The organism is Moritella sp. 5, from assembly GCF_018219455.1.
Lineage (GTDB): Bacteria > Pseudomonadota > Gammaproteobacteria > Enterobacterales > Moritellaceae > Moritella.
Genome location: NZ_CP056122.1, coordinates 4,044,158 through 4,056,477 on the forward strand (window position 1 = coordinate 4,044,158; position 12,320 = coordinate 4,056,477).

At 41.2% G+C, this 12,320-nt stretch carries 12 protein-coding genes and 1 other RNA gene; 6 read left to right on the forward strand and 7 right to left on the reverse strand.

Features of this window, described 5'->3' with window-relative positions; translation table 11 throughout:
- Positions 1–78: 78 nt before the first annotated feature.
- The 5 genes from zapA to serA all read left to right on the forward strand — a co-directional run bounded on the left by zapA (position 79) and on the right by serA (position 3,573).
- Positions 79–411, forward strand: a complete 333-nt coding sequence (gene zapA, locus HWV01_RS18025; protein WP_211672851.1) for a cell division protein ZapA — start codon at positions 79–81, stop codon at positions 409–411.
- Between the two features lie 4 nt (positions 412–415).
- A non-coding RNA gene (gene ssrS, locus HWV01_RS18030) (6S RNA) lies at positions 416–600 on the forward strand.
- A 69-nt stretch (positions 601–669) separates the two neighbouring features.
- Positions 670–1,287: a 5-formyltetrahydrofolate cyclo-ligase gene (locus tag HWV01_RS18035; RefSeq protein ID WP_211672852.1), complete on the forward strand. Its 618-nt coding sequence runs from the start codon at positions 670–672 to the stop codon at positions 1,285–1,287.
- Positions 1,288–1,386: 99 nt separating this feature from the next.
- Complete coding sequence (gene rpiA / locus HWV01_RS18040) at positions 1,387–2,043, forward strand: ribose-5-phosphate isomerase RpiA (protein ID WP_211672853.1); 657 nt, start codon at positions 1,387–1,389, stop codon at positions 2,041–2,043.
- A 300-nt stretch (positions 2,044–2,343) separates the two neighbouring features.
- The gene (serA, locus tag HWV01_RS18045) at positions 2,344–3,573 is read left to right on the forward strand and encodes a phosphoglycerate dehydrogenase (protein WP_211672854.1); all 1,230 of its coding nucleotides are present in this window, start codon (positions 2,344–2,346) and stop codon (positions 3,571–3,573) included.
- Between the two features lie 108 nt (positions 3,574–3,681).
- Here the strand turns inward: serA and HWV01_RS18050 are convergent, their stop codons facing one another.
- Complete coding sequence (locus tag HWV01_RS18050) at positions 3,682–4,578, reverse strand: LysR family transcriptional regulator (protein ID WP_211672855.1); 897 nt, start codon at positions 4,576–4,578, stop codon at positions 3,682–3,684.
- An 89-nt stretch (positions 4,579–4,667) separates the two neighbouring features.
- On the opposite strand from HWV01_RS18050, the gene HWV01_RS18055 reads away from it, so the two are divergent.
- Complete coding sequence (locus HWV01_RS18055) at positions 4,668–5,795, forward strand: alkene reductase (RefSeq protein WP_211672856.1); 1,128 nt, start codon at positions 4,668–4,670, stop codon at positions 5,793–5,795.
- A 42-nt stretch (positions 5,796–5,837) separates the two neighbouring features.
- On the opposite strand, the gene HWV01_RS18060 is transcribed toward HWV01_RS18055, so the two are convergent.
- From HWV01_RS18060 to tesB, 6 genes are all read right to left on the reverse strand, one after another.
- Complete coding sequence (locus HWV01_RS18060) at positions 5,838–6,344, reverse strand: hypothetical protein (protein WP_249185370.1); 507 nt, start codon at positions 6,342–6,344, stop codon at positions 5,838–5,840.
- 84 nt (positions 6,345–6,428) lie between these two features.
- On the reverse strand, positions 6,429–7,547 hold the full coding sequence (locus tag HWV01_RS18065; protein ID WP_211672857.1) for a cytochrome-c peroxidase: 1,119 nt from the start codon (positions 7,545–7,547) through the stop codon (positions 6,429–6,431).
- A 147-nt stretch (positions 7,548–7,694) separates the two neighbouring features.
- A complete protein-coding gene (gene fbaA / locus HWV01_RS18070) occupies positions 7,695–8,771 on the reverse strand; it encodes a class II fructose-bisphosphate aldolase (RefSeq protein WP_211672858.1) in 1,077 nt (358 codons plus the stop codon).
- Between the two features lie 139 nt (positions 8,772–8,910).
- On the reverse strand, positions 8,911–10,077 hold the full coding sequence (locus HWV01_RS18075; RefSeq protein WP_211672859.1) for a phosphoglycerate kinase: 1,167 nt from the start codon (positions 10,075–10,077) through the stop codon (positions 8,911–8,913).
- Positions 10,078–10,110: 33 nt separating this feature from the next.
- Positions 10,111–11,139 carry an erythrose-4-phosphate dehydrogenase gene (gene epd, locus HWV01_RS18080; protein WP_211672860.1) on the reverse strand — a complete coding sequence of 343 codons (1,029 nt, stop codon included), beginning with the start codon at positions 11,137–11,139 and terminating at the stop codon, positions 10,111–10,113.
- A 180-nt stretch (positions 11,140–11,319) separates the two neighbouring features.
- Complete coding sequence (gene tesB, locus HWV01_RS18085; RefSeq protein ID WP_211672861.1) at positions 11,320–12,186, reverse strand: acyl-CoA thioesterase II; 867 nt, start codon at positions 12,184–12,186, stop codon at positions 11,320–11,322.
- Between the last annotated feature and the right edge of the window lie 134 nt (positions 12,187–12,320).

A 12,320-nucleotide genomic window follows, 5' to 3' on the forward strand; every position in this document is an offset into this window, starting at 1 on the left:
GCGAGATATAGTCAGTTCAGACGTATCAGCCAAGGCGCTTGATATAGCCCTTGTAGCCAGATAACTTAGAGTATTGCCATGAGCACAATTGCGGTTGACATTTCAATATTGGGTCGCCACTTTAAAGTCGGTAGTCCGAGTGAAGAAGTTGATGAACTTCATAAAACAGCGGCGATACTGAATACTAAGTTAGATGAAATACAAGCGAAGACGAATATCAAAAATTTAGAGCATTTAGCTGTAATGGCTGCATTAAATTTTTGTCATGAACTTCGCCAAGAACGTCAAAAAACAAAAGAATATACAAATACCGTAGATGATCGCATTCAACTGTTACAAGAAACCATTGAACGCGCTTTAGTTGATAATAAAGTCAATAATAAAATTGACGAAACACCATCTGCAGTATAACCAAATAACCCTGGGGTGATTGGTATGCGGGTTATGTCCCTGAGCCGATAATCACACTTTACAGGCTTTCATTCCTGTTGCCATTGTGCAAGCTCAGCTCGTACTGAGAAGCCTGACGCAGCAGCTTGAATAGCCAACCTGAACCTTCTGGTTCAGGACTAAACCTTGTAGCCGCACCCTGGGGCCCTCTTCTTCTGTTAACAGCAATCTATTACCGAAAGTATCCATTACCGATTTTAACCAGTATGGAATCTTGTTATGTCTGATTTAACCTCACCGATTGCCACTACCCGAACTGAAATAAGACAACAAATACGCCGGCGCCGTCAGCAGCTTTCAACGCAGCAACAGCAACAAGCTGGTATTGATCTACTTAGCCAATTTCGTCAGCACCCACATATTCAACACGCCCAGCATATTGCCATCTATTTACACAATGATGGTGAACTCGATACCCAGGCCGTGATTAACTGGTGTTGGCAACAAGGCAAACAAGTATACATCCCGATTTTACATCCATTTAGCCACAAACAATTACTGTTTACTCGGCTAACGGCTAATACCCGATTAATCAAAAATAAATACGGCATTCACGAACCCCAGCTGGATGTTAGCCAAGTGATCCCTTATCTCGATTTAGATCTGGTGTGCAGTCCGTTAGTGGCTTTTGATCTAGCTGGTAACCGTTTGGGTATGGGCGGCGGTTATTACGATCGCACTTTTTCCCAACATCAGTTTGTACGTCAAGGCCAGCAACCTCCCTACGTATTGGGTTTAGCACACGATTGCCAACAACACGACAACTTACCTATCGCCCCTTGGGATATGCCAATTAAAGAAATCATTACACCATCAAGAACATTGGCATTTTCTTAACCATACGTCATTGGCATATTAGAGGAATTTAAGTATATAATCAGAGCCGCAATACAAGCCGAACACAGTATCAAGCCACTCAATAATAATGGATATAACATGACTCAAGATGAATTAAAGAAAGCAGCAGGCTGGGCAGCATTAGAATATGTTGAAAAGGATAGCATCATTGGTGTAGGTACCGGTTCAACCGTTAATCATTTTATTGATGCACTAGGTACTATTCGCGAAGACATTAAAGGCGTAGTTTCAAGCTCTATTGCATCAACTAAGCGCTTAGAAGCACTGGGTATTGAAGTATTAGATTTAAACTCTGTAGCGCTACTTGATATCTATGTTGATGGGGCCGACGAAATTGATGGCAACAACAATATGATCAAAGGCGGTGGCGCAGCGCTAACACGTGAAAAGATCGTGGCTGCAGTAGCAAAAAAATTCGTGTGCATTATTGATGATACCAAAAATGTCGATGTGCTCGGCGATTTCCCCCTCCCTGTTGAAGTTATCCCAATGGCACGCTCTTACGTGGGACGTGAATTAGTGAAACTTGGCGGTGATCCCGTTTACCGTGAAGGTGTTGTGACTGATAACGGCAATATTATTCTGGATGTGTATAACATGCAGATCACGGATCCAAAAGCACTAGAGCTGGCGATCAATGGTTTAGTGGGCGTAGTAACAAATGGTCTATTCGCGGCTCGCGGCGCAGATGTTGTGCTAATTGGTACGCAAAATGGCGTTAAAATAACTAAATAATAATATGAAACTGGTGTTATCGAGCAACACCAGTTTATCCCACCCCTTGCACACAGCAACTCAAATTATATTAAGTATAACAACTGGTTATATTAAACTTTATTTTAAAAATAAATATTTTCATAGTCCAAAAAGTAATTTCCTAAGCAAATCAAACAGCCATAAATCATAAATTAACTATTTTCTTTGATTTTCGTCACAAACATTCACTAATGAAATAAAACCTGTTACTTTAACAATTAGTTCGATTTACAAAACAAAATTAGTGCGATTTGCGAAATATGTGATAAAGGAATTTACATGACCAACCTCTCTCTTCAGAAAGATAAGATCAAGATATTGCTTCTTGAAGGACTACATCAAAGTGCAGTCGATACGTTCACCAATGCTGGTTACACGAATATCGAATCGATTAAGACAGCATTAAGTGAAGAAGAACTGTGTGAAAAAATTAAAGATGTCCATTTTGTTGGTATTCGCTCCCGTACACACTTAAATGAAAACGTCATTGCTGCTGCAGAAAAATTAGTTGGTATTGGTTGTTTTTGTATTGGCACAAATCAGGTTGATCTTGCTGCGGCTCAAAAAGCGGCGATCCCTGTTTTTAACGCCCCATTCTCGAACACCCGTAGTGTGGCAGAATTAGTACTTGGCGAGATCCTGTTATTATTACGCGGTATCCCAGAGAAGAATGCCAAAGCACACCGTGGCGAATGGCAGAAATCAGCATCGGGCTCTTACGAAGCACGTGGCAAGCAATTGGGTATTATTGGTTATGGCCATATCGGTATTCAATTAAGTATTTTGGCCGAAAACTTAGGCCTACGTGTGAAGTATTATGACGTAGAAACCAAGCTTTCGCTGGGTAATGCCGAACAGATCATGAGCATGGAAGACTTATTAGCGACGTCTGACATTATCTCGTTACACGTACCAGAAACCCCACAAACGAAATTGATGATGGGCGAAGCTGAATTTGCACAAATGAAAGATGGTGCAATCTTCATTAATGCTTCACGCGGTACTGTGGTTGATATTGATGCGCTTGCATCAGCATTAGCAAGCAAGAAAATTTCTGGCGCAGCGATCGATGTATTCCCTACCGAACCAGCATCAAATAACGATGAATTTATCTCACCGTTACGTGAATTTGATAATGTGATCCTAACACCACACGTAGGTGGTAGTACGCAGGAAGCACAAGAAAATATCGGTTATGAAGTGGCTGGTAAACTGACTAAATATTCGGATAATGGTTCAACACTGTCTGCTGTTAACTTCCCTGAAGTATCATTGCCGACACATAGTGGTTCAAGCCGTTTGATGCACATTCACCATAACCAACCGGGTATCTTAAACCAGATCACCCAAGCGTTTGCTGAAGAAGGTGTAAATATTTCTGGTCAATACCTACAAACTGCAGGCGATATTGGTTATGTGGTTATTGATGTTGAAAGTGAACATGCTGAACGTGGTTTAACAAAACTTAAATCAATTAGCGGTACTATCCGTTCGCGTTTATTACGCTAGATAGACCCCGCTTAACCTTCCCCTTGCAAAAGGGGTGGGATTAAAAAAGCCTGTCAGTTTGCGCTGACAGGCTTTTTTTTGGGGTTATATTTTTGGCTATATTTGTGGCTATTTTTGTGAATATAGCTCACCCAGTAAGCCCGTGATCCATTGATGAGTCTGAGTTTGGCTTGAACGTTGATGCCATGCAGCCACCACCTCGAAACTGGGTAATGGCTCGGGCAATGCAACCTCAACTAATTTATCATTGGGTAACATTCGCGAGGGTAAAAATGCCAACACCCCCATCGCTTCAATACAATCTGGGGCTGCCGAAAAACTGGGTAGTGACATAATAATATTACGCTGAAAACCCTTTGCCGCGAACCATTCGTCTGCTGATCCCTTTAGACTTGCCCGTGAAGGTGAAATCACCAATTGTGGCGCTGCTGCAATCTCTTTTAAACTCAGTCCCTGATATTCACTCGCCACAGCCTTAGCGGCAACACAAACATGACGCTCTTCATACAGTAGCATCGAAGGACAAGTGATCGGAATAAACGCTGGAAATGTTAACGCTAAATCAATCTCGCCGGTGGCCATTAACTGCGTTAAATTATCCGATTCAAAGCGGCGAATAATTATTTTTAAATGCGGGGCATGCTGTCTAATTTGCACTAATAAAGAAGGTAAAATAACGCGCATTGCATAATCTGAGGCACTGATTTTATATACCCCATTTAATCGTTGTGGGTCGAACTCTGCTAATTCAGTTAACTCCCCAATGACCATTAATATTTGTTGTATTTTGGGTGCTAACTCTTGCGCTTTTGGGGTTGGTACTACGCCATGACTACCACGAATAAAGAGTCGATCTTGGAATATATCCCGCAGTTTTTTCAGTTGTTCACTGACCGCTTGCTGAGTGATGCCGAGCTTAGCGGCAGCTTTCGTTAAGCTATGTAATTGTAATAATGCAGCAAGCACCCGTAATTGTTTTATTTCTAGCTTACTGATATCAGCCATATTTGTTTCTCATACACACTTCACTTGATTTTCATTGTACCTAAGCGGCGATATAGTTCAACTCATCAGCCACTCACGAGATAAAGACCATGATGAAAAATAACGTATTATTCACGCCGACCAAATTAGGCTCACACGTTTTAAAAAACCGTATTGTAATGCCACCATTAACACGTTCGCGCAGTACACAGCCGGACAATATTCCGAATGAATTAATGGCTAAGTACTACACTCAGCGCGCTTCCGCAGGGTTTATGGTAACCGAAGGCACTCAGATTGAACCTCGTGGTCAAGGTTACGCATGGACACCGGGTATCTACTCTGATGCACAAGTTGAAGGTTGGAAAAAAGTAACTAAATCAGTGCATGATGCAGGCGGTATTATCTTTGCTCAGCTGTGGCACGTCGGCCGTGTTTCACATACAAGTTTACAACCTGGTGGCACAGCACCCGTCGCACCATCAGCCATTCTAGCGGATACCGTGAAAGTGTTTATTGAGACGGCGCCAGGTGAAGGTGCATTGGCAGACCCAAGTATGCCACGTGAGCTATCAACCGCAGAAGTAAAAGAACTTGTCACCCTGTATGCGCAAGCTGCAAATAATGCCATGAAAGCGGGTTTTGATGGTGTTGAATTACATTGTGCTAACGGTTATTTAGTCAATCAATTTATCTCTGAACACAGTAATAAACGGTCTGATGAGTACGGTGGTAGTTTAGAAAACCGTTTACGCTTCTTAAAAGAAATCACTCAGGCAGTAGCCGATGAAGTTGGGAAAGAAAATGTCGGTGTTCGATTCGCACCACTGTTTGCAACCACTGACGATGTACGCGTTTATCTGGGTTTAGTTGAAGATAATCCACATGAGACTTATATCGAAGCAGTTAAAACAATCGAAAATATCGGTATTGGTTACCTGTCATTAGCAGAAGCCGATTGGGATAATGCACCTGATTTACCTGACGCTTTCTATAAAGACGTACGTGATACCTTCTCAGGCACTATCATGTATGCGGGTAAATACTCGGTAGAAAAAGCAAAGCATATTCTTAATCTTGGTTACGGTGATATCTTTGGCTTTGGCCGTCCATTTATTGCCAATCCAGATTTGCCTGCTCGTATTAAGAATGATTGGACATTCAATGACGTGGATCCGACGACTATGTACGGGGGGACAGAAGTGGGTTACGCGGATTACAGTGAATATTCAGCTTAATTACACCTAAAAAACCTGCTAAATCAGCAGGTTTTTTATTCATTAATCTTTAGTCGTTTCTTTCACTATCGTTAGCTCGACCCAACTATTTGGTTCAGCATTCAGTTCCATCACATAGCTTCCCCACTCGTGTGTATTAACATGACTAATTTGCTTTTTTTGTTCCGAACAAGCTAGGTTTGATAAATACAAGTCCGTCATATCGGCACCTTTTATTTCAACCGTCATATTTTCACTATAAAATAAAACCAGTTTTTCATTCCATTCAGTAATTGCTAGCTGTAAATATCCAACCCCATTCTCATTCATTTTGAATCTATGACCGCTATCAATATTAACATTGATTTCATGCTGCGCCGCTAGCTCTTTGGTTGCAGGTAACAACAACGCTTGCTGTAGTTCTTGCCCACACGCCTTTGTATAATCTAACTTAAAGTTAGCATTCCTGCGTTTATTCACAGACTCTTGACTATCACTATCTGTGGCGGCAAAAGCAGACGCATTCAATAATAATAAAATAGAAGCCAATACAACGTGATTTGATTTCATAATCTAATAACCCTTAATAATTTTTACATTGTTTAATTGTTTTTACATTGCTCAATAGATGTTGAGTGTGTACTTTTTAATACCTTAACCGTTATAGACAAAGGGCGGTATGCAATTAGCTATATCTTCCCTACCCTTTAACTTCACTAATGCGCAAAACGGTGATGCATGTTCACTTAACCCATTTTGGGCGGGTACTGTTAAAGCATCTAAAAAGCTCAATAGCTGTGATTTTTCAGCGTTGGTTAAACTAAACCCTTTAATCAAAAGGTCTTTTTGTGCATTGTTCCGCCCGTCACCTTTATTCGGCCCTGATACAGTCAATCGCCCACCGCGCGCATAACTCTCAATGACTGCAGTTAATGTCGCAAAGCTGCCATCGTGCCCCCAGGGGCCTGTCTTTGTTACATTAACCAGTGATGGTATTCTAAATTTACCATTATCGTGATGACTGCCAGTCTCATTTTCTAATCCTTGCGCTTCAGCAGGATAATAATATTTATCGCCAGACTGGATACCATAAAGCCCTGTATTAGCAAAATGACTCTGATTAACAGCAGCCCTATTATTCAATAGCTGACCGCCATGGCAAGCACGACAATTTAGCCTTTCGCTATTAAAAAGTGTTAACCCTTTCTGCTGTGCAACCGTTAATAACTTGGTGTTACCAGTCTGAAGATATTGGTGATAAGGAGTGTCTGTAGAGCGGATCGTTTTTACATATTCAGCCAAAGCAAATAACACTTTATCAAGAGTGACTTCAGTACTGCCAAAAGCATCCAAAAATAATATCGAGTATGTGTCAGAAGCTGACTTTAACCGTGTGATTAATAGCGCTGGCTCCATGCCCATTTCTTCTGGATGCTTAGAAAGCAAAGGACGCTTAATCGTTTCAACTAAACTGGTTAGCTTAGTAGTGCCTTGCATATAAGTAGAATAATCAGCAACATTAAGTAAAGAAGGCGTGTTTAATGTCGCTAGCTTTCCATAAATATCAGGCGTCTTACTAAAAGTATTGCTCCAACCATGGTAAGGAGAATGACAGAGTGCACAACTTCGATTGCCCAATTTAGATAACCGGACATCATTAAATAAGTAACGTCCTAACGCTACTTTAGAGCGAGGTTCTGCGACGGCACTGCCTAGGCTAAAAGCACAAAAAACAATTAACCATCTCAATAATCTAGATTTGAAGATATACATTTAGTTTTCTTTTAACCAGTCATATTAATCTATTGATTTTACTTAAAACATTCTAGCATCAACTTTCTATAATTAAAAAAATGCCGCAGACCTAAAGTCTGCGGCATTTTATTTAGCCGACTAGATTATTCGTATATTAACGAATAATTATAGTACGTCTACGCTGTTTAGATCTTTATGTGCTTGTTCTAGACGAGCAACTAAACTTGCTTGACCAGCGCGTAACCATACACGTGGGTCATAATGTTTCTTGTTTGGAGCATCTGCGCCAGTTGGGTTACCAATTTGACCTTGAAGGAATTCTTTTTTACCTTCGTAGTAGTTCTTGATACCGTCCCAAGTTGCCCACTGTGTATCAGTATCGATGTTCATTTTGATAACACCGTAACCGATTGACTCTTGGATTTCAGATTCACTTGAACCAGAACCACCGTGGAATACGAAGTTTAGAGAATTAGCTGGAAGGCCGAATTTCTCTGAACAGTATGCTTGTGAATCACGTAGGATAGTTGGCGTAAGTACAACGTTACCTGGCTTGTATACACCGTGTACGTTACCGAAAGATGCAGCAATAGTGAAACGAGGGCTGATTGCCGTTAGTTTTTCATAAGCGTATGCAACGTCTTCAGGTGAAGTATAAAGCTCAGAAGCGTCCATATCAGAGTTATCTACGCCATCTTCTTCACCACCAGTACAACCTAGTTCGATTTCGATAGTCATGTCCATTTTAGACATACGTGCTAGGTATTCACCACATGTAGCGATGTTTTCTTCTAGTGATTCTTCAGAAAGATCTAGCATGTGCGAGCTAAATAGTGGCTTGCCAGTTTGTGCGAAGAACTCTTCACCCGCGTCTAGTAGTCCGTCGATCCAAGGTAATAATTTTTTCGCTGCGTGATCGGTATGAATAATAACTGGAACACCATAAGATTCAGCCATAACGTGTACGTATTTAGCACCGGCGATTGCGCCCATGATAGATGCGCCGTGACCTTCAAGACCAATACCTTTACCTGCGAAGAATGCAGCGCCACCGTGTGAGAACTGGATGATCACTGGTGATTTAGATTTTGCAGCAGCTTCTAATGTACCGTTGATTGAATCAGTATTTACCATGTTTACAGCAGGTAGCGCGAAGTTGTTTTCTTTAGCAATTGCAAAGATTTTTTGCACGTCATCGCCTGTTACAACACCTGGTTTTACAACATCAAAGATCTTAGACATAATATTAGCCTTATTGTTTACATATTTAAGTACTGAATTATTCAGCACAAATTTTTAAAATACTTTTGCCACTACAGTGAATCTATAGCAATAGCCGTAGCAGCAAAACAACGATTCGTTATTAGCAATTAACAGCTAGTTACGCGTTTTTCGCACGTTCTTCTAACATAGCCACTGCTGGTAGTACTTTACCTTCGACAAACTCAAGGAACGCGCCGCCACCAGTAGAGATATAAGAGATACCATCAGCTAGACCAAATTGATCGATAGCTGCCAGTGTGTCACCGCCACCAGCGATAGAGAATGCGTTGCTTTCTGCAATCGCACGACCGATAATTTCAGTACCTTTAGCGAAGTTAGCAAATTCAAATACGCCAACTGGGCCATTCCAGATAATTGTTTTCGCCGATTTGATCATCTCAGCAAGTTGATTTGCAGAATCAGGTCCTAGATCGAAGATCATATCGTCATCACCGACTTCTGATGCTGGTTTCAATGTTGCTTCAGCCGTTTCAGAAAACTCGCTAGCAACTAATACGTCAGTCGCTACAGGGATCTCACATTTCGCCATTAATGCTTTTGCTGTATCAATTAGGTCATGTTCACACAGTGATTTACCTACGTTGTGACCTTGCGCTGCGATAAATGTATTCGCAATACCGCCACCAACAACAAGCTGATCAGCAATTGTTGATAATGAATCAAGTACCGTTAATTTAGTTGATACTTTAGAACCACCAACAATAGCGAGGAATGGACGTGCTGGTTTGTCCATTGCTTTACCGAGTGCTTCAAGTTCTGCAGAAAGTAGCGGACCAGAACAAGCGATTGGTGCAAACATACCGACACCGTGTGTTGATGCTTGTGCACGGTGAGCTGTACCAAATGCGTCCATGACGAATACGTCACATAGATTTGCGTATGCTTTTGATAATGCGTCTTCGTTTTTCTTTTCGCCTTTGTTAAAGCGAACGTTTTCTAGTACAACTAATTCACCTGCGTTTAATTCTAAACCGTCTAGGTAATCACGTGCTAGTACAACGTTATTTTCTAATGCTTCTTTAAGGTAGTTCACAACAGGTTCTAATGAAAACTCTTGAGAGAATTCACCTTCCGTTGGACGACCAAGGTGTGATGTAACCATCACTTTTGCGCCAGCTGCTAGTGCGAGTTTGATTGTTGGTAGTGATGCACGGATACGCGCGTCAGATGTTACTTTGCCATTTTTAACTGGTACGTTTAAATCTGCACGAATTAATACACGTTGACCTTCAAGATCAAGATCTGTCATTTTAATAATATTCATCGTTCAATCCTTAAGCTATCAATTTTATAAAATTTATTTCAATCTATTTTTCGCTAGCGTAGCGATGTAATGAGTCGTATCAAGTAGACGGTTAGCAAAGCCCCATTCGTTATCACACCAAGCTAATAATTTCACCAAATGTCCATCGCTGACCCGTGTTTGGGTGCCATCAATAATGCTAGAACGTGGGTCATGGTTAAAGTCTATCGATACCAGCGGAGCCTCGGTATAACCCAAGATCCCTTTTAGTTCAGTTTCTGCGGCAGCGTGTAAGCAATTGTTAATATCTTCAATTGTGACTTCTTTGCTCACTGTAATACTTAAGTCCATTGCCGTTACGTTTAAGGTCGGAACCCGAACGGCAATAGCTTCAAATTTATTCGCGAACTTAGGTAAGATACGTTCAATCCCTGCTGCTAATTTTGTATCAACCGGAATAATAGAATGACTTGCAGCACGGGTGCGGCGCAAATCCGTATGATAAGAATCGATTACAGGTTGATCATTCATTGCTGAGTGAATAGTGGTGATCGTGCCGCATTTAATATCAAATGCACTATCAAGTGCATTGATCACTGGCACCATACAGTTGGTGGTACAAGACGCACCAGAAATAAATGTCTCATCACCCGTTAGCTGTTCATGGTTAACGCCAAATACAACCGTGGCATCAACATCCGAACTCGCAGGATGGGAAAAAATAACTTTTTTAGCGCCCGCAGCAATATGTGCTTCGGCATCCGCTTTAGTGCCATATATACCCGTACAATCAAGTACGATATCAATGTCATGTTCCTGCCAAGGTAAGTCAACCAGTTCTTGGTGACGCACTAAATGAATGCAATCATTTTCAATTTGTAATAGGTTATCGCCCAGTTGTACTGAGAATGGAAAACGGCCATGCGTTGAGTCATATTGAGTTAAATGTACTATCGCTTCAGGAGCCGCTAGTTCGTTAATCACAACGATCTTAATTTCGTCCTGACGGTTACTTTCATACAACGCTCGGACAACACTACGTCCAATTCGTCCATAACCATTAATGGCAACTCTAACAGACATAATAGGGGGGAATACCTAGTAACAAAAAACGATCTTCATTGTAGATTAAAATGAGACAGAAGCGAATATGCAGGGGTAGGAAATGTTTATAAATTTCAGGAAAGCATGATCCCGGCCACAAATTTTCGTAATAAAACAACATTTCGGCGTTTTCATCCGAAATGTTGTACTATTTCGTAATTAAGCGATCTCTCGGTTACGAATTAACCCTTCTTGCATTGTGGTTGCGACCATTTTTCCATCTCGGGTAAAGAAACGCCCACGAACCAATCCGCGAGAACCAGACGCACTTGAACTATCTATTACATACAATAGCCAGTCATCTAGGCGGAAATCACGGTGGAACCACATTGAATGATCTATGGTCACCACTTGCATATTGGGACTCATAAAACCCTTACCATGTGGCTGTAATGCCGTCGGTAATAAACAAAAGTCGGATGCATAAGCGAGCAGGTATTTATGAATACGCGCATCGTCTGGCATTTGCCCATTGGCTTTAAACCAAACATAACGCAGTGGTGCAGATTTTTCTTCGCTTAATGGGTCAATATAATGCACAGGGCGCATTTCTATCGGTCTTTCACAGACAAATTTGGCACAAATATCATCCGGTAATTCATCACGCAGTGATAGTATATGGTCTTGCTCTGAAACAAGTTCTTCTGGGGGCGGTACATCCGGCATTTCATCTTGATGATCGTAACCTTCAAGTTCAATCTGAAATGATGCCGTCATATAAAAAATAGCGTGCCCATTTTGAATTGCGCGTACTCGACGCGTGGTAATTGAACCACCATCACGAATATTCTCGACTTCATAAACAATCGGTTTTGTAACTTTACCTGCACGTAAAAAATACGAATGGAAAGAATGCACCTTACGATCTGCAGGTACAGTTTCTTTCGCTGCCGATAATGCTTGTCCCATTACCTGACCACCAAATACTGCACCAAAACCTAAATCTTGGCTTTGACCACGGTAAATCCCTTCCTCGATGGTTTCTAACGTTAACTGTCCAAGCAGATCTTTTAATACCTTACCCATAAATACCTTTTTAAAATTCAGATTATTATTTTAATACAAAAGAGCAAAGCTACCGCTGTTATCTAAGATATTCAAGCGCTAATTACAGTTATTGTAGGGCGAGGGCTACATACTTTGTGATTAAATCAGAACTT